The organism is Streptomyces sp. NPDC097981 (assembly GCF_040302565.1).
Classification (GTDB): Bacteria; Actinomycetota; Actinomycetes; order Streptomycetales; family Streptomycetaceae; genus Streptomyces.
The window spans coordinates 43,873-66,211 of the sequence record NZ_JBEORW010000038.1; the positions used below are offsets into that span (position 1 = coordinate 43,873).

General features: G+C 69.8%; 19 protein-coding genes. 13 read left to right on the top strand and 6 right to left on the bottom strand.

Annotation, left to right across the window (positions count from 1 at the left end; all coding sequences use genetic code 11):
* Positions 1-107 precede the first annotated feature (107 nt).
* The 5 genes from ABTY04_RS29980 (at position 108) to ABTY04_RS30000 (ending at position 6,679) form a co-directional block, all read left to right on the top strand.
* Positions 108-1,046, top strand: a complete 939-nt coding sequence (locus ABTY04_RS29980) for an aminoglycoside phosphotransferase family protein (protein ID WP_352216568.1) — start codon at positions 108-110, stop codon at positions 1,044-1,046.
* Positions 1,047-1,546: 500 nt separating this feature from the next.
* Positions 1,547-2,974 carry a rifampin monooxygenase gene (gene rox / locus ABTY04_RS29985; RefSeq protein WP_352216547.1) on the top strand — a complete coding sequence of 476 codons (1,428 nt, stop codon included), beginning with the start codon at positions 1,547-1,549 and terminating at the stop codon, positions 2,972-2,974.
* Positions 2,975-3,160: 186 nt separating this feature from the next.
* Positions 3,161-4,336: an acyltransferase family protein gene (locus ABTY04_RS29990; protein ID WP_352216548.1), complete on the top strand. Its 1,176-nt coding sequence runs from the start codon at positions 3,161-3,163 to the stop codon at positions 4,334-4,336.
* 268 nt (positions 4,337-4,604) lie between these two features.
* Positions 4,605-5,258 carry a TetR/AcrR family transcriptional regulator gene (locus tag ABTY04_RS29995; RefSeq protein ID WP_352216549.1) on the top strand — a complete coding sequence of 218 codons (654 nt, stop codon included), beginning with the start codon at positions 4,605-4,607 and terminating at the stop codon, positions 5,256-5,258.
* Positions 5,255-6,679, top strand: a complete 1,425-nt coding sequence (locus ABTY04_RS30000) for a carotenoid oxygenase family protein (RefSeq protein ID WP_352216550.1) — start codon at positions 5,255-5,257, stop codon at positions 6,677-6,679. The genes ABTY04_RS29995 and ABTY04_RS30000 overlap by 4 nt, the downstream gene beginning before the upstream one ends.
* Before the next feature lie 197 nt (positions 6,680-6,876).
* On the opposite strand, the gene ABTY04_RS30005 is transcribed toward ABTY04_RS30000, so the two are convergent.
* Together ABTY04_RS30005 and ABTY04_RS30010 are read right to left on the bottom strand one after the other, a co-directional pair.
* Positions 6,877-8,925 carry a dynamin family protein gene (locus ABTY04_RS30005; protein ID WP_352216551.1) on the bottom strand — a complete coding sequence of 683 codons (2,049 nt, stop codon included), beginning with the start codon at positions 8,923-8,925 and terminating at the stop codon, positions 6,877-6,879.
* Positions 8,922-10,775, bottom strand: a complete 1,854-nt coding sequence (locus ABTY04_RS30010) for a GTPase (RefSeq protein ID WP_352216552.1) — start codon at positions 10,773-10,775, stop codon at positions 8,922-8,924. The genes ABTY04_RS30005 and ABTY04_RS30010 overlap by 4 nt, the downstream gene beginning before the upstream one ends.
* 627 nt (positions 10,776-11,402) lie before the next feature.
* On the opposite strand from ABTY04_RS30010, the gene ABTY04_RS30015 reads away from it, so the two are divergent.
* Positions 11,403-11,627: a helix-turn-helix domain-containing protein gene (locus ABTY04_RS30015; protein ID WP_352216553.1), complete on the top strand. Its 225-nt coding sequence runs from the start codon at positions 11,403-11,405 to the stop codon at positions 11,625-11,627.
* On the top strand, positions 11,627-12,934 hold the full coding sequence (locus ABTY04_RS30020) for a tyrosine-type recombinase/integrase (RefSeq protein ID WP_352216554.1): 1,308 nt from the start codon (positions 11,627-11,629) through the stop codon (positions 12,932-12,934). Before ABTY04_RS30015 ends, ABTY04_RS30020 begins: the two co-directional genes overlap by 1 nt.
* Positions 12,935-13,143: 209 nt before the next feature.
* Here ABTY04_RS30020 and ABTY04_RS30025 read toward each other — a convergent pair whose 3' ends face one another.
* The 3 genes from ABTY04_RS30025 to ABTY04_RS30035 all read right to left on the bottom strand — a co-directional run bounded on the left by ABTY04_RS30025 (position 13,144) and on the right by ABTY04_RS30035 (position 15,512).
* Positions 13,144-13,716: a hypothetical protein gene (locus ABTY04_RS30025; protein ID WP_352216555.1), complete on the bottom strand. Its 573-nt coding sequence runs from the start codon at positions 13,714-13,716 to the stop codon at positions 13,144-13,146.
* A 1,371-nt stretch (positions 13,717-15,087) separates the two neighbouring features.
* Entirely contained in the window at positions 15,088-15,318 is a 231-nt protein-coding gene (locus ABTY04_RS30030) for a DUF7848 domain-containing protein (protein ID WP_030036825.1), read from the bottom strand.
* Positions 15,315-15,512, bottom strand: coding sequence for a hypothetical protein (locus ABTY04_RS30035; protein WP_352216556.1), 198 nt, complete (start codon positions 15,510-15,512; stop codon positions 15,315-15,317). Before ABTY04_RS30035 ends, ABTY04_RS30030 begins: the two co-directional genes overlap by 4 nt.
* Before the next feature lie 156 nt (positions 15,513-15,668).
* On the opposite strand from ABTY04_RS30035, the gene ABTY04_RS30040 reads away from it, so the two are divergent.
* Positions 15,669-16,391, top strand: coding sequence for a GntR family transcriptional regulator (locus ABTY04_RS30040; RefSeq protein WP_352216557.1), 723 nt, complete (start codon positions 15,669-15,671; stop codon positions 16,389-16,391).
* 67 nt (positions 16,392-16,458) lie between these two features.
* Here the strand turns inward: ABTY04_RS30040 and ABTY04_RS30045 are convergent, their stop codons facing one another.
* Positions 16,459-17,343, bottom strand: a complete 885-nt coding sequence (locus ABTY04_RS30045; RefSeq protein ID WP_352216558.1) for a GntR family transcriptional regulator — start codon at positions 17,341-17,343, stop codon at positions 16,459-16,461.
* 217 nt (positions 17,344-17,560) lie between these two features.
* Here ABTY04_RS30045 and ABTY04_RS30050 point away from each other — a divergent pair, with 217 nt between their 5' ends.
* From ABTY04_RS30050 to ABTY04_RS30070, 5 genes are all read left to right on the top strand, one after another.
* The gene (locus ABTY04_RS30050; protein WP_352216559.1) at positions 17,561-17,896 is read left to right on the top strand and encodes an SCO3933 family regulatory protein; all 336 of its coding nucleotides are present in this window, start codon (positions 17,561-17,563) and stop codon (positions 17,894-17,896) included.
* Positions 17,897-17,946: 50 nt separating this feature from the next.
* Positions 17,947-19,224: an FtsK/SpoIIIE domain-containing protein gene (locus ABTY04_RS30055; protein ID WP_352216560.1), complete on the top strand. Its 1,278-nt coding sequence runs from the start codon at positions 17,947-17,949 to the stop codon at positions 19,222-19,224.
* 138 nt (positions 19,225-19,362) lie between these two features.
* On the top strand, positions 19,363-20,709 hold the full coding sequence (locus ABTY04_RS30060) for a replication initiator (protein WP_352216561.1): 1,347 nt from the start codon (positions 19,363-19,365) through the stop codon (positions 20,707-20,709).
* Complete coding sequence (locus ABTY04_RS30065) at positions 20,702-20,887, top strand: helix-turn-helix domain-containing protein (protein ID WP_352216562.1); 186 nt, start codon at positions 20,702-20,704, stop codon at positions 20,885-20,887. The genes ABTY04_RS30060 and ABTY04_RS30065 overlap by 8 nt, the downstream gene beginning before the upstream one ends.
* Positions 20,884-22,152 (top strand): tyrosine-type recombinase/integrase, encoded by a 1,269-nt coding sequence (locus tag ABTY04_RS30070; protein ID WP_352216563.1) that lies wholly within the window; start codon positions 20,884-20,886, stop codon positions 22,150-22,152. Before ABTY04_RS30065 ends, ABTY04_RS30070 begins: the two co-directional genes overlap by 4 nt.
* Positions 22,153-22,339: the final 187 nt, after the last annotated feature.

Consider the following 22,339-nt stretch of genomic DNA (forward strand, 5'->3'; position numbering starts at 1 on the left):
GGCAGGTGCCGGCCGGCGGAAATGAACTCCCGGCCGCGGTCCGGCCGTGCGACGATCCTGGTTCGGAACCGAGACAACGCCGGCTGGTGGGTGGGGACATGGGCAGGATGCACGCGGACGAAGCCGCGACCGATGCCGGCCTGGTCCGGCGGCTGCTGCGCGCCCAGTTCCCGCAGTGGGCGGACCTGCCGATCAGCCGGCTCGCCTCCGGAGGCACGGTCAACGCGATCTACCGGCTCGGCGAGGAGCTGACCGTCCGTCTGCCGCTGCGCCCCGGCGGCGCCGAGGCGGTCGCGGTGGAGGCACGGCTGCTCCCCCGGCTGGCGCCGCTGCTGCCGCTGCCGGTCCCGGAGGTGGTGGCGACCGGCGCTCCCGCCCCGGAGGAGGGGTATCCCCTGGCCTGGGCGGTGCACCGGTGGATCGAGGGCCGCAACCCGGTCGAGGGCCGCCTGGCCGAGCCCGGGGCCGAGCCCGGATCCGGGGCCGCGGCCGCGGCCGAGTCCGAGCTCGTGGCGCGCGATCTCGCGGAGTTCGCGGTCGCCATGCGCAAGGTGGGTCTCCCCGGCGGTCCGCCCGCGCACCGCGGTGAGCCGCTGATCGCCGAAGACCGGGATGTGCGTACGGCGATCGAGGCGCTGCGCCGCACCGACGAACCCTTCGACGCCGATCAGATCACCGCCGCCTGGGAGGAGGCCCTCGCGGCACCACGGTGGACGGGCCCGGCCTGCTGGACGCACTCCGACCTCATGCCGAGCAATCTGCTGCTGTCCGGCGGCCGCGTCTCGGCGGTCATCGACTTCGGCACCGTGGGCATGGGCGAACCGGCCACCGACCTCATCCCGGCCTGGAACCTGCTGCCCGCCTCGGCGCGGGGGGTGTACCGCGAGGCGGTGGACGCGGACGACGCGACCTGGGCCCGCAGCCGGGGCTGGGCCCTGTCCATGGCGGTCATCCAGCTGCCGTACTACCGGACGACCAATCCGATCATCTCGGCCAACGCCCGGCACGTCATCCGCGAGGTCCTGGGGAGCCCGGCCGACGAGTGAAACGATGACCGGCCGGCCCGCGAAGGAGAACCGAGCCGGCCGCGACTGAACCAACTGCCGACGGTGCTCATGCCCTTCAGGAAGACCACATCGGGCCCGGCCTCCGTCGGCCTGCCGGGCCGCTCAACGACTGCGGCAACGCCTGTCAGCAGAGCCGGGAGTCGAAGACCCGTGCCGGGGACGGCAAAAGCAAAGGCAAGGAGATAACCCACTCCTTGCCCTCTTCAACATATAGCGCACCAGGGGCCTTGCGGCAAGGCCCTGGTCGTGTCGCAGAATGTCCAGCCGAGGCCAGTGCCTGCGGAAATCCATGGCTTCGCGAAGTACATGCACGTATGGACATGTACGGGTCCCGCGGACGCGAACCGCCGACGGGAAGCGTGGCGCCGTTGCGTGCAGTCGACGCGAAGACGCGAGCGGGTGTGCGAGCGGGTGTGCGCGCCGCCGGACCGCGCGGATCAGCAGGCCGACGATGCAAGCTTGTTCAATGGGGGATCTTGATGATCGACGTGATCGTTGCCGGTGGCGGACCGACCGGTTTGATGCTGGCCGGTGAGCTGCGGCTGCACGGCGTGCACGTGCTCGTGCTGGAGAAGGAGACGGAGCAGCCCAGGCAGTCCCGTGCGCGCGGCCTGCACGCGCGCAGCATCGAGCTGATGGACCAGCGCGGTCTGCTGGAGCGGTTCCTCCCGCTCGGCGAGAAGTTCACGGTCGGCGGTTTCTTCGCCGGCATCGGCGAGGAGTGGCCGGACCGGCTGGACACCGCGCATTCGTACGTCCTGTCCATCCCGCAGGTGGTCACCGAGCGGCTGCTGACCGAGCACGCCACCGGACTCGGCGCCGAGATCCGGCGCGGCTGCGAGCTGGTCGGGCTGAGCCAGGACGAGGACGGGGTGACCGCCGAGCTGGCCGACGGTACACGGCTTCGCTCGCGCTACCTCGTCGGCTGCGACGGCGGCCGCAGCACGGTGCGCAAGCTGCTCGGCGTCGGATTTCCCGGTGAGCCCTCCAGGGTCGAGACGCTGCTGGGCGAGATGGAACTGACCGCGTCGCCGGAGGAACTGGCCGCGGTGGTGGCCGAGGTCCGCAAGACCCAGACACGGTTCGGCGCCATCCCCGGAGGGGACGGGGTGTACCGCATCGTCGTGCCCGCCGAGGGGGTGGCCGAGGACCGTACGGCCGCGCCGACCTTCGAGGAGTTCAAACAGCAGCTGCGGGCGTACGCCGGCACCGACTTCGGCGTGCACTCACCGCGCTGGCTCTCCCGCTTCGGCGACGCCACCCGGCAGGCCGAGCGCTACCGGGCCGGCCGGGTGCTGCTGGCCGGCGACGCGGCGCACATCCATCCGCCGACCGGCGGGCAGGGCCTCAACCTCGGCGTCCAGGACGCGTTCAACCTCGGCTGGAAGCTGGCCGCCGAGGTGGCCGGCTGGGCACCCGAGGGGCTCCTCGACAGCTACCACGCCGAACGGCACCCGGTGGCCGCCGACGTACTGGACAACACCCGCGCGCAGATGGCGCTGATGTCCACCGAGCCGGGTGCGCAGGCGGTGCGCCGGCTGATGGCGGAGCTGATCGGCTTCGAGGAGGTGAACCGGTACCTGATCGAGAAGATCACCGCGGTCGGGATCCGCTACGACTTCGGCGAGGGCCACGAACTGCTCGGCCGGCGGCTACGGGACGTACAGCTGAAGCGGGGGCGCCTCTACGGGCTGATGCACGGCGGCCGCGGCCTGCTGCTCGACCAGACCGGCCGGCTCTCGGTGGCGGGCTGGGCGGACCGGGTCGACCACGTCGTCGACGTCAGCGAGGAACTGGACGTGCCCGCGGTACTGCTGCGGCCGGACGGCCACGTGGCCTGGGTCGGCGAAGACCAGCAGGACCTGCTCGCCCGGCTGCCGAAGTGGTTCGGCGACGCCGCGAGCTGAGCGCGGCGCCGTGGCCCGGGGCCCGCGCACCAGAACGCACGGCTCCACAGATCCGGCCGAACGGGCCGTCTGCCGGGCGGGCCCCGGGTGCCTGTGGTTGCACACCGCACCGATACCATCGCGGGGCTCCTTATCTCCCCCAAAACGTATCGGTGTCATGGGCACCGCAAGACTTCCAGAGGTGTCATGTCCGACAGGCTCGTCCTCACCGGGGACCATGTCCCGGAGCCCGCCGAGGTCCCGCAGGCGGCCCCCGGCCCCGCCCGGCCCCGCCGGACGGGGTGGCCGAGGGGCGCCGGTGGGGCCGGGTCCGCGCGGGCGCCGCGCATAGCCGTGCTGGACGGTCTGCGGCTGCTCGCGGCGCTGTCGGTGGTCCTGTTCCACTACCTGGCCGGCACCGGGACCATCCCCTGGCAGCGGACATCGGTCGAGCTGTTTCCCACGCTGCACCGGGTCGCCGGGTTCGGCTGGCTGGGCGTGGTCTTCTTCTTCATGATCAGCGGGTTCGTCATCTGCATGTCCGCCTGGGGCAAGTCGCTCCAGCAGTTCTGGCAGGGCCGGATCCTCAGGCTGTTCCCGCTCTACTGGGCGGCGGTCGTGCTCGCTTCGGCGGCCGCCCGTCTGGGCCCGCAGACCCCCGGGGAGCAGCGGGTCACCGTCGGGCGGATGCTCACCAACCTGACGATGCTGCAGGAACCCCTCGGCGTGAACGGCATCGACAACGTCTACTGGACGCTCTGGGTCGAGCTGCGCTTCTACCTGATCTTCTCGCTGGTCGTCCTGCTGGGCACCAGCCACCGCCGGGTCGCGAACTTCTGCTGGCTCTGGGCGCTGGGCTCGGTCCTGGCACCCACGTCGGGCATCCGGTTGCTGGACCAGCTCCTGGTGCCCGCGTGGGCGCCCTTCTTCATCGCCGGCATGGCCTTCTACCTGATCCGCCGGGCGGGCCGCATCGAGGGGGAGACCCTGGGCATCCTGGCGCTGTCCTGGCTGCTGATGCAGCACCGGCTCCCGGCGATCATGGAGGGCGAGGGGCACGGCATCAACTGGAAGGTCTGCCTGGCCGCGATCACCGCGATGTACGTGCTGATGGGCCTGATCGCGCTCGGGAAGCTGGACCGGATCCAGTGGCGCTGGCTGCCGGTCGCGGGCGCGATCTCGTACCCGCTCTACCTCGTGCACCAGTCGCTGGGCGTACGGGTGATCTGGCGGTGGAACGAGCAGTGGGGCGCATGGCCGACCCTGCTCGGGGTGATCGCGGGCGCGGTGCTGATCGCCTGGCTGCTGTACCGCCTCGTGGAGAAGCCGCTCGTCCCGCTCCTGCGCCGCCTGATCGCCCCGCCCGCGCCGCCGTCCCCGTGATCCCCGAACCGCCGGGGACACCGGCCCCGCCCGCTCAGCGTCCGCCGCGTGACAGATGCGAGCGCGGCGGGCCGGGCCGAAGTCCCCGGCGGCTCGGCCTTACCGGATCGGCTGTGGAACCGGAAACGGGATGCCCCCTGGTCAGGTCCTTGAACATGTTCAAGGACGTGACCAGGGGGTTCTCGTTTCATGTCTCGACGACGTCAGCGCATGTGGATCCGAATCGAAAGGGTGGTAACAATGTTTCCCAGCAGATACGTTGTTACCCATGACCGTACTCACCCCCTACCAGGACGCCCTGCTGCGCGGCCAGGAAGCGGCGCGCGCCGCCGTCCTCGACTGCGCGATCGGGCTCCTCATCGCCGACGGCCCCGCCGCGCTGACCATGCGGCGGATCGCCACCGAGATCGGCGCCTCGACCAAGGTCCTCTACACCATGTTCGGCGCCAAGGAAGGGCTCGCCGACGCCCTGTACCGGGAGGGGTTCGCCCGGCTGCGCCGCGCCCAGGAACAGGTGCCCCACTCCCCCGACCCGCTGACCCGCCTCGACCGGCTCGGCGCCGCCTACCGCCGGCACGCCCTCGCCGAGCCCGCCTACTACCGCGTCATGTTCGAGCAGGCCGTACCCGGCTACCGGCCGAGCGCCGCGTCCCTCGCCGTCGCCGAGACCGCCTTCGACACCTCCGTCGCGGCCGTCACCGCCTGCATCGACGCGGGCGTCTTCCGCCCCGGCGACGCGTACGAGATCTCCAAGCTCCTCTGGGCCGCCGCCCACGGCGCGGTGAGCCTCGAACTCGCCGGCCATTTCCCTCCCGACACCGCGGACCGGCGCTACACGGCCCTGATGACCGCGGTGTGCCACGCCTTCCTCAGCGGGCCGCAGACCGGCCCCACGACAGCAGACGGAGCACCCGAGCAGTGACGACCACGCCCTTACGCACCACCAACCGCTACCTGTCGGGAAGCTTCGCGCCCGTGACCGAGGAAGTCACCGCCCACGACCTCCCCGTCACCGGCCGGATCCCCGCCCACCTCACCGGCCGCTACCTGCGTACCGGCCCCAACCCGCTCGGCGTCGAAGACCCCGCCGCGCACCTCTGGACCCTCGGCGAGGGCATGGTGCACGGCGTCCGCATCCGCGCCGGCCGCGCCGAGTGGTACCGCAACCGGTGGGTCCGCTCCGCCGCCGTCGCCGACCGGCTCGGCGAGCCGCGCCGCTCCGCCGCCGTCGCCGACCGGCTCGGCGAGCCGCGCCGCGGCGCCCCCGTCGACGAGCGGACGGACTTCGCCCCGAACGTCCAGGTCGCCGGGGTCAACGGGCGTACCTTCGCCCTCATCGAGGGCGGGCTGAAACCGTACGAACTCACCTACGACCTGGACACCGTGGGCCCCTGCGACCTCGGCGGGACACCCGAGGGCTACACCGCCAACGCCCACTCCGTCTTCGATCCGCACACCCGCGAGCTGCACTCGCTGGCGTTCCGCTACGGCTCCGACGCCGTCCAGCACATCGTGATGGACGACACCGGCGCCGTCCGCCGCGTCACGACCGTCCCGGCTCCCGGCAGCCCCTACATGCACGACTTCGCGCTGACCGACCGGTACGTCGTCCTCTACGACTCCCCCGTGGTCTTCAGCGCCGCCCACCTCGGCACCGGCGTGCCCTTCACCTGGGACGACACCCACCAGGCCCGGGTCGGCGTGATGCCCCGGGAGGGCGGCGACGTCCGCTGGTTCGAGGTCGCGCCGGGCCTCGTCGGCCACACCCTCAACGCCCACCAGGACGGCACGGACCTCGTCATCGACGTCGTCCGCCACCCCGAGGGCTTCGACATCAGGGACTTCGGCACCAGCCGCCCCACGCTGGAGCGCTGGACCGTCGATCTCACCGCCGGCCGGGTCCGCGAGGAGCGCCTCGACGACCGCATCCAGGAGTTCCCCCGTATCAACTCCCGCCACACCGGCCGCCCTTACCGGTACGGGTACGCGGCCGCCGTCGAGCTGTACGCGCCGGCCGCGGGTCCCGACGACCACCGCCCGGACGAGGGGTTCAGCAGCGCGCTCCTCAAGCACGACCTGCTGCGCGGCAGCACCGAGGCCCACGAGTTCGGCCGGTACGGAGCCGTCGGCGAAGGCGTGTTCGTCCCCGCCGAGTCGCCCACGGCCGAGGACGACGGCTACGTCATGGCGTACGTCCACGACCCCGGACGCGGCGCCGCCGATCTCGTGATCCTCGCCGCCCAGGACTTCACCGGCGAACCGGTCGCCCGTATCCACCTGCCCGTACGCGTCCCGCTCGGCCTCCACGGGAACTGGGTCCCGGACGACGCGTCGGCCGGCTGAGACACCCGCCCGCCCTGTCGGACCGGCGGACCCCAGCCGCTGTCGCCGGCGTACTCGACCGGCAGCAGGGCGGTGGTGCCGAGGACGGCGGCGGTCTTCTGGCGCACGGAAGGGTGCCTGATCCTCTCGGGGGCACCGCCCTGGGCTTCCACCGCCGGCGGTGAAAGCCCAGGGACCGGGACCACGCGCTGCCGCGCTCAGGACTCGTCGCGCTCGCCTTCGGTGACGAACGGCTGGAGGAACGCCGCGATGTGCTGCTCGACGGCCGTGATGCGCTGCTCGTACGCGTACAGCTGGTCGCGCAGGAAGCGTTTGCCGTGCTCATCGGTGCGTGACTGTTCGATGTTGCGCTGGACGACGCCTATCAGCTCCTGGAGTTCCGCGTTCAGGGCGTCGCTGATGGCTCCCCACACCGCGCGCAGGTCGCTCGTACGGCTGTCGGCGTACTGCCGGGCCGACCGGTTCGCGGACTGCTTCATGTGCTCGGCGAACTCCTCCGCCACGCGGTCGCGGAGCTTGCCGCTGGCGAAGATCGCCGAGCTGGCCGCGAGGAGGGGGCCCAGGGCCGCGCCGATCGCCACGGTCACGGCCACCGGGGGCAGGACGAGGCCGAGGCTGACGATGCCCGCCGCGGTCGCGGCGGCGACTCCGCCGCCGAGGGCGGCGCCCGTACCGACCCCGGCGGCGAGGAGCGAGTTCGGGCGGTAGCGCCAGGGGATGTCGCCGCGTTCCCGTCGGACGCCGCGCCCGTTGCCCTTGGCGGCGGAGATGGCCAGGGTGTGCAGGAAGTCGTTGTGGTCGCGCACCGACCGCGAGCCGGTGAGGTCGGCGCGCAGCTTGTCCAGCAGATCCGCGTGGGTGCGCAGCAGCGGTTCGAGCTGTCGCAGCAGCTGCTCCTGGCGGGAGCGGACCATCGGTTCGAGCTGCTGGGCGCTGAAGATCTGCATCTTGCGCTGCAGGACGCTGGTGTAGCTGTCCTGCAGCTCGTGCTGCAGGGCCGCGCGCCCGCTCTTGCTGAAGACCTTCGCCACGCGCGCCTTCGGCTTGTCCACGCTCCAGTGCACGACCTGCGCGCTCTGCTCCGCGAGGAAGGAGCCGAAGGCGAGCTGGAGTTCGTGGCCCACGGCGGAGAGCTTGGAGTTGACGATCTCCCTTATGGTGTCGGCGCTCTGGCGCAGCTCGTCCTGGACTCCCTGGCTGCGTTCCAGCAGCGCGCTGAGCTCGGCCGTGGACCTCATCAGCACGGCGCCCTCGTCGTGCAGGCGCTGGCGCAGCCGGACGGCATTGTGCCGCAGGAACTCGGCGAGGCGGACGAACTTCACCCGGGCCGCGTCCCTCATGCAGAACAGTTCCAGGGCTGCTTCGAGCTCCCCGATGCCCGACGCGGCCTCGCGCGCCGTGTCCCCGTCGATGCGGGCCCTGAGCGCCTCCAGTGCGCTGACGAAGTACACGTTGGGCGTGGCGGGGGCCGCGCCGCCGTTCAGTTCCGCGACGACGTTGCGGCAGCGGCTCATGACCTCCGCGCGCTCCTCCTCCTCGATGCGGTCGAACTGGTTGACGACGAAAAAGATGTCGCGGTGGCCGAGCTGGCGCACGTGCTGGAGGTAGTTCTCGGTCTCGTGGAGTGTGAACGGGCGCCCGGCATCGGTGACGAAGACGACGGCATCGACCTCCTCCAGGAAGCGCAGGGTGACGCGCTCCCGGTCGGGGCTCTCGTTGATCCCCGCGGAGTCCACGATCTCCACCGACCGGCGCAGCAGTTCGAGCGGCTGCTCGACGACGGCCAGCGCGAAGGAGGGGGTGCGCGGCGCCCCGTGCGCGTCGATCTGCAGGGACACTTCCTGGCGGAACTCGTCCATGCCGACCGACTTCTCGCCGCCCTGCTGGTCCACGGTCCGGTAGAGCCAGGCCCGCTCCGTCTCGCCCCAGCGCAGCACCGTGGTGAAGGCGGTCGCCGGGTTCGCCTTCGTCGGCAGCAGCTTCTTGCCGAGCAGTGCGTTGATCAGCGTGCTCTTGCCGCTGCTGAACTCCCCCACCACCATGATGCGGAAGGTCTCGCGTTCGAAGGCGGCCCCGTTGATGCCCAGGTCGGGGGGCGGCGCCGCTCCGCCGGGGAGGTCGATCGCCTGCTCGGCCTCGACGGCCACGCGCTGCAGGGCCTCGTAGTGGGCGTGCAGCGTGGCGAGGTTGTCGCTCCAGCCGCGGAAGTGCGCGGCGGGGGTCTCCCTCCCCGCCGTGCTCCTCATCTCGGGTTCCATGGCTCCCCTTCCAGGCCGCGGAGGTGGTGGTGTACGGATCGGCCCAGCTCCCGGGCGCGGGCGCCGAGGGCGTGCCAGTGGTCCAGCGAGTCCGGCGCGGCGGTCGCGGCCGCCGTGTGCAGCCGCCACCACTGCTCGTCCCGTTCCCGCGCCGTGTCCAGCAGACGCTCGTAGACCTGGGCGAGGCGGGCCTCGGTACGGCTCGCCTGTTCGGTGAAGGACCGCTCCACGATCCGTTCCAGGTCGTCGACGGTGCGCTGGCGGCGGTCGGCGTGGCCGTGTTCCAGCAGTTCGTTGACGAGGGCCGTGCCCGCGGCGCCGGCGATCTGGCCGACCACCTCCGTGGCGAGGGGGGACAGCACGTTCTCGATCGCGGTGCCGACGAACTCGGGGACCCAGGAGGCGTCCCAGGACGACGCCTCGTCGGCTTCCGCGGCGGCGGCGGTACGGGCCGCCCCGGGCAGTTCGGGTTCCGGTACGGCCTCGCGGGCGGTCGGCATGGTCAGGACGCCGGCCCCGGCGCCGGTGTCCGCGCCGGGGCGGTTGCGCTGCAGGATGCCGCGCAGCCACAGGGTGTCGTGCTCCAGCGCCCGTTCCACGGCCGCCGTCGTCCACCTCTCGAACTCCTCCAGGGCCTGCGCGGTGTCCGGGACGGCGTGCAGCCGTATGAAGTGCTGCTCCTCGGGCGAATCGAGCATGCCGGACAGCTTCTGCGCCAGGTCGCGTACGAGCCGGACCCTGCGGCGGCGGGCCTCGGCGGCGACGGATGCGGCGAGCTCGCGGCGGCGTTCGTCGGCCTGCACGGTGAGAGCGATCCAGTGGAAGAGGGCGCTGGAGCGGGCCGCGTTCCAGATCTCCCCGACGCGCTCCCGGACGGGGTCGCCGCCGCGGTCCCCGTCCCTGTCCCCGTGCCCGTGCCCGTCCCCGTGCCCCTGTGCGGCCACGGCCCGGGCGGCCGCCTCCGCGACCAGGGAGCAGGTCGCGGCCAGCAGACGGAGACGGCGTACGGTGCGCAGTACGCCCCGCTCGCGGGCGCCGGTCAGGGCGGAGAGCACCGTACGGCAGTGCTCCACGGCGTCGCTGCCGGCGGCGGGGCCCGGCGCCGCGAGGACCGGGGAGTCGGGGACGATCTGCCCGGCCAGGTGGCGTACGCGCCGCATGACGTCGTCCGCCTCATCGTCCACCTGGTCGAGCTTCGACACCAGGACGATCACGGGCGGCGTGTGCGGAACAGCCGCCAGGGCCCTGAGTCTGGCCTGCTCGGTGGCCAGCAGCGCGCGGCGGGCCTCGACCACGACGACGACGGCGTCGCAGTCGGCGACGATCCGGGCCAGTGCCTCGGTATCGGGCTGCCGGACCCCGGACCAGCCCTCCCACCCCGCGGTGTCGACGAGTTCGACGCCGGCCCGGGCGAGCCACGACTCGGCGGGCACGTCCGCCTCCACGACGCGTAACCGGGCGGCCGGATCCTCGTCGCGCGTCCCCCGGGCCTCCGGATGCCCGCGCAACTCCGTGCCCACGGCTGCGGCGGCGGCCCGGACCAGGACCGGAGGCCCTGCCGTCGGGTGGACGGATACGGGGACACAGACCGCGCCGGCCAGGTCGTTGACGAGGCGCGACTTGCCCACGTTGGTGCTGCCTACGACACAGATCCGGGCCGCGGGCGCGTCGGCCCGCCGCTCGACGCGGCGTACGAGTGCGGCGGCGGCGTCCGCGCCGGCCCGATCCCCGAGGAGGGCGACCTGCCGCGCCAGACTGCGCAGGTCCCCGGGCCCGGAGAGGAACACGGGGCCCCCGCCACCCGCGTCGGCCGTCTCCGCGCTGTAGCCACCCGCCATCGCACCCGCCCCCGTGGTGGTCCTCCCCTTGGCGGGCCATCATGCCAACTCCGGCCCCCACCCGGGGCGGTTTCGGAGCAGTGCTGCCCGCGCGCGTCCGGATGGTGCGGCCTGCTGCATCCGACGCGTCGGCGGACCGTCCGGCGATCGTCCCGCAAGGTGCACGGCGAGCTCCGCGCCGGGCTTTGACTCATCGGCACGAGTGTTACCCCCTGTTCGAGGGCGCGAGGAACCGGCCGCCTCCGGAGGACGGCCCTCGGAACTCGGCCGGTCCCGACGAAGATGTCCGTGAGGGCGCCGAGCACGATCAGGACGTGTGCGACCTGTCGGCCGGCCCAGTCACGGTGCGCTCGACGCGTGGTGCTGTTCCAGTGCACGGACCATGCCTTGGACCACGCGGGCCAGCGCACGCGCGTAGTTCCAATTCGAGTTCGGGTTCGAACCGTAGGGACCGACCGCGATGGCGTACGCCCAGTCCGTCAGAGCGCCGGTCCCTCGCGGAGACAGGTCGCCGCATGGAACTGCGGCAACGAGCGCGCGCAACTCCTCCCACGGGGGGTCTGTCCAGTTAATGGTGGTTCTGGAGTTGCAACTGGAGCGGCAGTTCGCAGCGGAAGAGGGCTGCTGATGGCCTCGTACCAGCCCGCTGCGCCCCACCAGGCGCCGAGTACACCACCGGAACTGCTGACCGTCCCCCAGGTCATGGCCTGCCTCCAGATCGGCCGCTCTGCTGTCTACGACCTGCTCCGGAACCGGCAGCTCGCCTCGATCACCCTCGGCCGCGCCCGCCGCATTCCCGCCCGCGCCCTCACCGACTTCATCCGCGCCCGACTCGACCAGGAAGCCGCCTGATGTCCACGCCCCGCGACTCCAGCCCCTCCCGCCGCGTCCGCGCCAACGGCGACGGGACCGTCTATCAGCGCAAGGACGGCCGCTGGGAAGCCGCTGGCTACGTCCTCGCCCCGGGCAACACCCGCAAGCGCGTCCGCGTCTACGGCAGCACCCGCACGGAAGCCCTGTCCAAGCTCACCGAGAAGATCGCCGCCAGCAACCGCGGCATCCCCGTGCCGTCCGCACAAGGCAGCGTCAGCACCTACCTGACGTACTGGCTGGAGAACGTCGCCGTCCACCACCTCCGCGAGAACACCCACACCCGCTACACCGCCTGCGTCAACCACTACCTCGTCCCCGGTCTGGGCAAGAAGAAGCTCACCAAGCTCACCGCCAAGGACGTCCGTACCTGGCTCAACCAGCTCCGCACCACCTGCCAGTGCTGTGCCCGCAGCATCGACGCCCGACGCGACCAGCCCCGCTGCTGCGCCGCCGGAACGTGCTGCTCCAAGAGGCTCTCCCCGCTGACGCTGGCGTACATCCACTCCGTCCTCAAGTCCGCCCTGGAGCACGCCGTGCGTGAAGAGGAGATCACGCGCAACGTCGCCCGCAACGTCCGCACCGGCACGCCCCGACCCCGCCGCTTCGAACCCCTCAACGCCGATGAAGCCCGCCAGTTGCTCGCTGCCGCCCGCAATGACCGCCTGTTCGCGCTGTACGAACTCGCCCTCCGCACCGGCCTCCGCAAGGGCGAACTTCTCGGCCTCCAATGGGAAGACGTTGACCTCGACAAGGGCACAGCCAGCATCCGCCGTACCCTCCAGCGTACCCAGACCGGCGGGCTAACCGCCCTCCCCACAAAGACCCGGGCATCCGAACGCCGCATCGCCCTTCCTGCCGAGTGCATCCGCTCATTGAAGGAACGCCGTGAAGCACGGGAAGAAGAACGTGAGGCGGCAGCGGAGGGCTGGAAAGACAGCAGCATCGTCTTCAGCACGCCGGCAGGGGGGCCAATCGATCCCGCGAACCTGAATCGCCACTTCCGCGCCCTCCTCGACCGGGCAGGGCTCCGCCGCATCCGCTTCCACGACCTACGGCACTCCACCGCCACTCTCCTCCTGGAGCAAGGCGTCGAACTCGTCGTGATCAAAGAACTCCTCGGCCACGCCCACATCGGCGTCACCGCCACCGTCTACGCCCACGTCAGACTCCGCCTCCAACGCGACGCCATCGACCTCCTCGGCCGCGCTCTCTACGACTCTGCCGAGATCGCCAACCAGCCCGACGCCAGCGACAACCCGCCGCATCGCGCACCCCACGTCCACTGACGTTGCCGTCAACTACTGCCGTCAAAACCGATTGAGCCCCTCCGGCATTTCCCGGAGGGGCTCAAAAGATGCAGGAGGCGTACCATTAGAAAAGATTCGCGTTGCCGAAATTCAAAGAGTCTAGAATTTCCCCATGCCATCCATTCACGCAGCGCGTCTCGCCACACTTGAATATCATATCCAGTCCTGGACGAGTCACCCGCTTCACGTCATTCCTGGCCCAGCGCATCTGCCAAGCGGGAAACTTCCCTGACCTGTTCCGCAGTCAAATGCCGCACGTCCCAAAGCAAGGCAGCCGTATCGACAGTCCCTGACGAGTGTCTACGGATCTCTACCGCTGGACGAACACCTGTCAAGCGTGCCAAGGTAGCGACCGGAACTCCTAGCACGACGGAAAGACCGTCGAGAAGCTCGGCATCGATTTCCTTGACGCCACGACCCAATGCGCCAATCGTCGCAGCCGACAGGTAAACACCCGACATCAGGTACATCACCTTAGCCGCCGAGGACCATCCAAGATTCCGGAGCGCAAGCATCTGCACAAGGAGTGACCCGAGCCCTGGAGGGTACTGCCCATAAAGGCTCCGATTTCCTTGGGAGAGCGTTTCGGGTACCTCGGCCAGAGAGCGGGCGCAGTCACGCAGCCGCTGCCGATCAGGCGCCGGCAAGAAGAGCGCACGTCTCACTAGCTGAGGCAGTTCACGGCTGGCTTCCTGATCGAAGAGGAGCTCGTCGTCGGGAATCGCCAGGCCCGCGACGAGGAAGAGGTCCTGGCTCTGCATGCCGAGTCGCTCCGCGAGCAGACGGAGGGATTCCTCGGCCGGGGTCTGTCCTATGAAAGTGGGGGGCGTCTCTTCCACGGGGTGCCCGATGTCTTGGCCTTGCGTGAGACGGGCTAGGAGAACGTCGGAGCCGGGATATTTCGAAAATTCCATCGCTACCGCCGCATCGGGAGAGTTATTCAGTCGGATCTTTGCAACCCCGCTGGGGGCAGCCTCCATGAGACTGCCCCCAGCGAACATGAGCCAGCTTAGAGACCTGGCCCAGCATAGTAGTCCCAGGCGCTATCTGCGAAGCCCCAACCATGCCGCCGGAAGGCTCCGCGCGTGACGTCCAGCAGAGGAGTGAACCCCGGGGTATCTGTCGGACGGTAATGACCAGAGAAGTTGTCGATCCTGGAGATCGCGTCACTTGCATCGACATCGAACGTGCCTGCCATAAGCACACCTCGACGGTCGCCCAGGGAGGTGTGTCCGGCCCCCGGATTCAGATCCCACATCGATTCGTTTTGCATGGCGCGCAGGGAACCGTCCTGGCGAACAATAAAGTGATACTCGCCCGCCGCGAGGGGCGACCCCGACGAAATCCCTGCACCTGCCGGAAGAGATCCCTGATCGGTGTGGTCGACGCCCTCACGAAACGGCTCCCATACCTTATCCCCGCAGTTGTGAACGAGTACTGGAGTGGCGCCTGCGAGCACATAGTACGTGTGCGTGCTGAGGTGCTGTCATCAGCGTTTTCGCAGGTCAGCGGAATTCGGCCAGTCCGTGGGTGTGCGTGGAAGTGCCCTGTTGTGCGCCCCTGTTGCCGTCGGCGTTGCCGTCAGACGGCTACGCGCGTGAGGGCGGTGGAGTGGGCTTTGGCCGGTGTCCTGTTCGGGTTGGGGTCGGGCATGGTCAGGGGGCCGTACGCTGGTCGGCAACTCGGGCAGGCTTTGGGCCTGACCGCAATGTGAACGAGTGGCCCCCTGGCCTTGCCCGACGCGGGCCCCGGCCCGAACTGGTGGGTAAAGCTCACGGAGCCGACCGGCCCCACCTGCGAGCTGCGCACTGGCCGACGCCCCGCCGCTGCCTCACCGTTGGCCTGGCCCTCGCCGTGCGGGAACGCCCGGACTTCCTCGCGCTTCTGGTCATCCGCTGCGCTGTCTTTGCGCGGCCTGGTCGCTGGCCGGCCCGCGGTGGCGGAGCCGAGAGCGGGCCGGGTGGGCGGCCGTGCCGCGCGCGACCCGCGCCAGCGGGTCGCCTTGAAGACGTATAGAAAGTTTGGACGCATCCCTCTTCGGCGGTACGCCTTGGCCATCGGTGAAGGCTCGTGCTGGGGATGCGGCTTCGGACGTCTGCTTGGCTGGCGCGGCTCCGGGTCCGTAGCTGCGTCTACTCGGCTCGGGTCACCTTGGCGTGGTCGGTCACGAGGCGTCTGAAGAGGTCGTGGCCGGTGCGTCCGGTGTGGCGAAGGGCCCAGTCCTGTGCGGCCTCTTGCTCATCGTGCGGGCCGGATTCGGCGTCGCAGCCTGCGGTGACGCAGAACGCTTCGTAGGTGATGCCGCCCTCGGGGACATGCCGGATGGTGTGGGGTACGTGCCGGTACACGGAGCGGGCGGTCACTGGTGGCCCTCGGGGTGGCGTCGCATGTAGACGTTGCAGTCGGTCACGGTCGTCATGTCGCCGACCACGCGTGCGCGGTCGCGTACGCTGGCCAGTTCGGTACAGCCTGCACAGCCCTCGACGGGTGCCGGGTCCGCATCAAGTCGCAGCGGTAGTTCAACAGGCGCAGTCGAATACCTGGTCGGCTCACTCATGATGCGTCGCCACCCTTCGAACGTCACATGGCTGACCTATTGACAGGTCAGTGCTCTAGTTCAGTATTCGAGTGGCCGAAGCACTCCTGCTACGGTTCGCAGTGCACTAGTGTGCCCTCACTGACAGCACGTCAACTCAATGGAGGGGCAAGCCTTATGCCCAGTGCCAAGACGTTCACGAAGATCGCTGATCACTTCCGGGAGCGCATCCTGTCGGGCGAGCTCGCGCCGGGGGCCAAGCTGCCGACCAACCGGGAGATCGCTGGACAGTGGCAGGCGGCAGCCGCCACCGTGTCCCGTGCTCTGCAAGCCCTCCAGGTCGAGAACTTCATCCGTACCACCCCCAGGGGTACGTTCGTCGCCGATGACCCGAGGTGGACTCTTTCGGCGCGTGACCGGCTGGCCAGGGTCCAGCGGGTGAAGTCGTTCCTGGCCGAGGGAGAGACGAGCCGCGTGACGGCTGCTGAGCTCATCGCTCCGCCGCTCTACGTGGCGGAGATCTTCGATCTGGAGACCGGTGACCAGGTGGTGCGGCGCGAGTGGCTGGCCGGCCGTGGCAAGACGCGGACCGTGTTCGCGGTGACCTGGTATCCGGCGCCGTTCGCCGCCTTGGTCCCCGATCTGCTGAACACCGCTCCGGGTCGCAATCACGGTCTGTCCGCGCGGGTACTCGAAGCCACCGGACGCACGATCACTCACGCCCGTGACGACATGCATGCCCGCCCCGCCGACGCGCGCGAGGCCAGTGCCCTGGGGCTACCCGTTGGCTCGCCGATCCTGGCCGGTGCCCACCGGTGGTCGGACTCGGAGGGGATCATCGAGTATGGGGAATGGTGTCTGCCGCCCCGGTTCACCATCGGTTACGAGTACCAGCCCTGACCGACGAACGTGAAGTGTCCCCGGAAGCACCTGGCCTCCGGGGACACTCACTGTTTGTGCGCCGATCTCAGCCGGTGTCGCCGCGCTCCAGGCGCTCGACGCGCTCTTGCAGCTCCTCGATCTGCTCCAGAGCACGTTCAAGCTTGTAGGCCAGGTCCGCGAACCCGGCCGACGCGGGAAACTCTCGGTCCGGCGCACCTGGCGCCTCGGCCGCGTCGCCTGCCGGTTCCACTCTCACTGGCAGTTCGGTGCCGAACTCGCCGCCGATGATGACGTACTCGAACTCCTTGCGTGACCCGTTCCTCTTTGCGTACTTCTTGATCCTGCCCTCCAGCGCAAGGAAGGTCAGCGCCTGGTCCGCGGCCTCGGCGTCGCCGCCGAGCATGTCGACCACCTCGTCCACGGTCACGGTGGCCCCCTTGGCCAGTGAACCGTCTCTGATCTTGCCGACCAACCGGCCGTGGATGACCTGTGTGGCGAAGCCGTGGTCGTCCCAGTCGCGTACGTAGACCTCGTCGCCGGGCACCTCGCCGGGGTAGCGGAGGAAGAAGTTGCCGGCCAGCAAGGCGATGGCATTGGTGACCACGTTGAGCGGCACCGAGTAGTGCTCCGCCAGGACCTCGCGGGCTGGGAGTCTGGCTCCCGGCGCCAGCCTGCCGGAGTAGATCTGCTGTGTCAGATCGCTGGCGACGTTCTCGAAAGCCTCCTCGAAGTCGGCCGACCGGGTCACGAACGTGCCGCGCCCCTGGCGGGCGATGACCCAGCCTTCGTTGCGCAGGAGCCGGATGGCCTTCTGCACGGTCAGGCTTGATGCCTTGTACTCCTGCATGAGCTGGCTCTGAGTCGGCAGTAGCTGGCCCGGTCGCAGCTTCTCCTCCCGGATCTGCTGCCGCAGGTCGTCCGCGATGCGTTCGAACGTCAAGCGCGCGTCGTCAGCAGGAGGCATGTCCATCCCTGGTCCAGGTCCGATTCTCACAGGCCGCAGGCGGGCCGTCGCTTCTGTGTTTCGCCAGCTCAGCCGCCCACGGTGTCAGGGTAGCCGCCCGATGGATGGACCACCTCGACAACAGATGGAATTCAATGGGATGGACTCCAGATGGAATAGATGTATGGTTGCGGCAAGAGATCACCCACACGGGTGAGTCAGCCCGTTCACCTGGAGGTTTGCCGTGAAGACCATGCCCATCGACCAGTCCCAGGCGCTGGAAATCCTGGCGTCCGAGCCCCGGCCCAAGTTCAAGGACCGGGAGGGCCGAGAGGCCGCGATCGACCGGGGCACCGGTGCCCAGCTGCACGAGGTGGACGTGATGTTCGCGTTCAATGGCCGCGCCGAAGTGATCACCGTCAAAGTGCCCGAGCCCGGTCTCGGCAAGGGCCTCAAGGTCGGCATGCCCGTCGTCTTCACCGGCCTGGTCGCCTTGGCCTGGGAGAACGAGATCAACGGCAAGGACCGGCACGGCATCTCGCTCCGCGCGGACGCCATCACCGTGAAGACGGCCGCCTGATGTCGGCGAACGTCCTCAGTACCGGGTCGCTAGTGGTCGCTTTTCTCTGCATGCTGGGCATGCTCGCCTGGGCCGGGTTCCGCTTCGCCCGCTGGTACCGAGCCGACGGCGAGACCCGTATCAGCCTTCGTCAGGCGCGGCGGATCCGATGGGGCTGGAAGCGCCTGGCTCCGATGCTGGACCTGGCGGTCAAAGACTCCACGCTCACCGTGCTCCAGCAGCTCAGCCCGCAGGACCTGCCAGCGAAGCCGAGGGTGCTGGCGCCGCGCCTTCACACCCAAGCCGACCCGTTCGGCGTCACCGTCACCGCGGATGCCCTCCCGCAGGTGGGGTTGAGCGCCTGGCAGGACGCGAACGAGGGCTTGTGCGACGCGTGGGGGATGCGGCGCATCCGGATCTCCCAGCCCAAGCCCGGAGTAATCGTGGCACGCGGATTCCGGCGCGAACCACTGGAGGCCGTGATCCGCTCACCGCTGCTCGGCCCCGACGGGTCCCCGATCTGCCGTCCGGGACAGTTTGCCTCCACGGACGACGTGCTGCTGGGCTGGGACGAAGACGGCACCCCCATCGTGCTGAACCTCGCCCACTCCGCACACGCTCTCGTCGCCGGCCTCACCCGCTCCGGAAAGTCGATCACCGTCAACACCCTGCTCGCCTACGCATCCCTCATGCGGGACGTGCGGCTAATCGTGATCGACCCCAACCTCGGCGCGGTCGCTCCCTGGTGGCGTACCGCGTACAAGGTCTCCGACGCCATCCACCCCGACGAGCCGACCGAGATCCTGCGCTGGGTACGCGAGGAGATGCATCGCCGGGAACGGCTGTTCTGGTCCGGCCGTACCGACCGCATCACCGACTTCAGCCCCGAGCTGCCGCTGCTGCTCGTGGTGATCGACGAGGTGGCGAACTACACCCGGTACCCGGACCGCAAGGCCCGCGAACGCTTCGAGGCCGAGCTGCTGGCCATCGCCAGCCAGGGCGCCAAGTTCGGCATCCGGCTGTGGCTGCTCACCCAGAAGCCCTCCGCCGACGTTCTCACCACCGCCGTACGCACCAACCTGTCCGCCCGGATCTGCCACCGCGTCGACACCGTCGAGGACTTCCTTCACCTCTTCCCCGACGGCCGGGACCTGGACTTCACCGCCGCCGACCGCGCCATGCCCCCGGGCGTGTCGATCGCCGCCGTCGGTGACATGCGCACCCCCGTCCGGCTGCGCTCGGTCTACCTGCCCACCGAAGCCTGCTGGCAGATCAACGACCTCATGTGCGCCGAAGGGCTCAAGGTCCGCGACCTGCCCGACCGCGTCGACCTGGACAAGGTCGCGTGACCGCCGCCTCCTGGTCCCGCTTCGCAGTGATCCCCGGCAAGGGCGTGTAGTCGCCAAACCCTCGCCCCTGCCGGGGCCTCCCTCCCTTACCCGTCCACGGCACACGCGTGTGCCGCAGCGCAGAGAGGTCCCGCCAGCATGCCACCGCTCGCCCCCACCACCACAATCCCCTGCCCCGAACCGGACAAGGCCGCGCTGCCCGTGTTCACCGGGTACCGCGACCTGCTCGGCCTGGTACGGCAGCTCACCTCGCTAGGTGGCTGCTCCCAGCCGATCCGGCTCGAAGGCCACCGCACCGAGATCGACGCCTTCACCGGCGAGATCCTGCGCGAACTGAAGTCCAAGGAACTGCCCGCCGGGCACCTCCTGGTCCGCTGCGGCAACCGCCGCACCACCCGCTGCCCCTCCTGCGCCGAGCTCTACCGCCAGGACACCTACCACCTCATCGCCGCGGGCCTGCGCGGCGGCAAGGACATCCCCGAACAAGTCGCCAACCACCCCCGCGTCTTCGCCACCCTCACCGCACCCTCGTACGGCCCCGTCCACGGACGGCGCGTCAACGGCTCCACCCGCTGCCGCTGCGGACGCACCCACACCAACGGCGACCCGGCCCTCGGCACCCCGCTCGATCCCGAGCGGTACGACTACACCGGCGCCGTACTGTGGAACGCCCACGCCCCAGCCCTGTGGGCCCGCTTCATGCTCCACCTGCGCCGCACCATCGCCGCCGCAGCCGGTATCCCCCAGCGCCTGCTCCACAGCGTCGCCCGTGTCTCGTACGCCAAGGTCGCGGAGTACCAGCAGCGCGGACTGATCCACTTCCACGCCGTGATCCGCCTCGACGGCCCCGCGGGCCCCTACACCCCACCACCCGCATGGGCCACCGCCGAACTCCTCGCCGACGCCATCCGGATCGCGGCCACCCGCGCCCACATCGACGGGCCCGAGGTCAACGGCCGCGCTCGCTCCTTCGCCTTCGGCGAGCAGATCGACACAAGGGTCATCCAGTCCTCCGCCTTCCAGGGCGGGACCACGATCAGCGAGGGCAAGGTCGCCGGATACGTCGCCAAGTACGCCACCAAGGGCACCGAAGCCGCCACCGGCACTCTCGACCACCGGCTGAAGAGGATCACCGATCTCTGGTTTGAGTCCGTGCCTGAGCACGCCGCCCGCATGATTCGCACTGCCTGGGCCCTCGGCGCCCGCAAGGACCTACAGCACCTGAACCTGCGCAAGTGGGCCCACATGCTCGGCTTCTGCGGCCACTTCTCCACGAAGACCCGCGCCTACTCCACCACCCTCGGCGCGCTCCGGGCCGCCCGCGCCGCCTGGCGTCGCCGCCACACCCCTCCAGCCTCCCCGACCACCCTCGTCCTCGCCCACTGGGCCTACAACGGCACGGGGCTCGCCCCCGACCTCGAACGCCTCGCCACCCTCATCGGCGGCGGTCCGACGCGCGAACAGGCGGTGGCGGCTCGTGCGTGACGACGAACTCCTCACCGTCCCCGAGGCGATGGCCCGCCTCAAGATCGGCCGCTCCGCCCTCTACAACCTCCTGCGCACCCGCCGCCTCGCCTCATTGACCATCGGCCGCGCCCGCCGCATCCCCGCCCACGCCCTCGCTGACTACGTCCAGTGCCACCTGGAAGAGGCCGCCCGATGACCGCCCCCAAGCGCAAGAAGGCCCGAGCCAACGGCGAAGGCACCATCTACCAGCGCAAGGACGGACGCTGGGAAGCCGCCGGATACGTCCTCGCCGCCGACAGCACGCGCAAACGCGTCCGCGTCTACGGCAGCACCCGGAGAGAAGCCGCCGACAAACTCGCTGAGAAGATCGCCGACAGCAACCGCGGACTGCCCGTCGCCACCGCCGACAGCACCGTCGGCGACTACCTGACCTACTGGCTGAACGGCGTCTCTGTCTACCGGCTTCGAGAGAACACGCACACCCGCTATGCGGCCTGTGTCCGCCTCCATCTCGTCCCCGGCCTCGGCACCAAGAAGGTCGCCCGCCTCACCGCCAAGGACGTACGCACCTTCCTCGACCGACTCCGCACCACCTGCCAGTGCTGCACCCAGGGACTGGACACCGAACGGCAGGCATGCTGCGCCATCGGCGAGTGCTGCCAGAAGCAGTTGTCTCCATCGACGGTGACGTACGTGCACTCGGTCCTCAAAGCTGCGCTGGAGCACGCCGTCCGGGAAGACGAGCTGCCCCGAAACGTCGCCCGGAACGTCAAGACCCCTGTGCCCCGGCCCAGACGCTTCCGGCCGCTCACTGCGGCCGAGGCCCGCCAGTTCCTCGACGCCGCCCGTGCCGACCGGCTCCACGCACTGTACGAACTCGCCCTGCGCACCGGCCTCCGCAAAGGCGAACTCCTCGGCCTTCACTGGGAAGACTTCGACCTCAACAGTGGAAACGCCAGCATCCGGCGCTCGCTCCAGCGCACCCGCACTGGGGGCCTCACCCACCTGCCCACCAAGACCCGAGCATCCGAACGCCGCATCGCCCTCCCGACCGAATGCATCCACTCCCTCAAGGAGCACAAGCAGCAACAGGACATGGAGCGCAAGGACGCAGAGTCAGCCTGGCAAGACAGCGGCCTCGTCTTCACCACGCCCACCGGCCGACCTCTCGACCCGGCCAACCTCACACGCCGCTTCCGCGGCTTCCTCGACCGCGCCGGACTCCGACACATCCGCTTCCACGACCTCCGCCACTCAACCGCCACCCTGCTCCTAGAACAAGGCGTCGACCTCGTCGTCATCAAGGAACTCCTCGGCCACGCCCATATCGGCGTCACCGCCGGCGTCTACGCCCACGTCCGCCTCCGCCTCCAACGCCAAGCCATCGACGCCCTCGGCAACGCCTTCAGCCCAACGGACAACGACCCCGACGACCCACCCGCCGCAGCCGTCGTCCGCTGACGTTGCCGTCACCGTTGCCGTCAAACGCGCCAGAGGCTCCGCCGGAATTCTTTCCGGCGGAGCCTCTCAATGCACCTACGAATACAGCTCCAGCCATCCCCAATCACCGGGACACGTGCTCAGCTCTCGAAGGCAGTACTTCAGGCAATTCTGAAGAGTGGGCGCGTCCGTGCGAATCAATTCGCGC

Coding starts and splice junctions, on each gene's coding strand:
- ABTY04_RS29995 (WP_352216549.1), top strand. CDS start 4,605: ATGACCGTACTCACCCCCTACCAGGACGCCCTGCTGCGCGGCCAGGAA.
- ABTY04_RS30015 (WP_352216553.1), top strand. CDS start 11,403: ATGGCCTCGTACCAGCCCGCTGCGCCCCACCAGGCGCCGAGTACACCA.
- ABTY04_RS30060 (WP_352216561.1), top strand. CDS start 19,363: ATGCCACCGCTCGCCCCCACCACCACAATCCCCTGCCCCGAACCGGAC.
- ABTY04_RS30040 (WP_352216557.1), top strand. CDS start 15,669: ATGCCCAGTGCCAAGACGTTCACGAAGATCGCTGATCACTTCCGGGAG.
- ABTY04_RS29980 (WP_352216568.1), top strand. CDS start 108: ATGCACGCGGACGAAGCCGCGACCGATGCCGGCCTGGTCCGGCGGCTG.
- rox (WP_352216547.1), top strand. CDS start 1,547: ATGATCGACGTGATCGTTGCCGGTGGCGGACCGACCGGTTTGATGCTG.
- ABTY04_RS30005 (WP_352216551.1), bottom strand. CDS start 8,925: ATGAGGAGCACGGCGGGGAGGGAGACCCCCGCCGCGCACTTCCGCGGC.
- ABTY04_RS30020 (WP_352216554.1), top strand. CDS start 11,627: ATGTCCACGCCCCGCGACTCCAGCCCCTCCCGCCGCGTCCGCGCCAAC.
- ABTY04_RS30025 (WP_352216555.1), bottom strand. CDS start 13,716: ATGCAGAGCCAGGACCTCTTCCTCGTCGCGGGCCTGGCGATTCCCGAC.
- ABTY04_RS29990 (WP_352216548.1), top strand. CDS start 3,161: ATGTCCGACAGGCTCGTCCTCACCGGGGACCATGTCCCGGAGCCCGCC.
- ABTY04_RS30055 (WP_352216560.1), top strand. CDS start 17,947: ATGCTGGGCATGCTCGCCTGGGCCGGGTTCCGCTTCGCCCGCTGGTAC.
- ABTY04_RS30035 (WP_352216556.1), bottom strand. CDS start 15,512: ATGAGTGAGCCGACCAGGTATTCGACTGCGCCTGTTGAACTACCGCTG.
- ABTY04_RS30070 (WP_352216563.1), top strand. CDS start 20,884: ATGACCGCCCCCAAGCGCAAGAAGGCCCGAGCCAACGGCGAAGGCACC.
- ABTY04_RS30045 (WP_352216558.1), bottom strand. CDS start 17,343: ATGGACATGCCTCCTGCTGACGACGCGCGCTTGACGTTCGAACGCATC.
- ABTY04_RS30010 (WP_352216552.1), bottom strand. CDS start 10,775: ATGGCGGGTGGCTACAGCGCGGAGACGGCCGACGCGGGTGGCGGGGGC.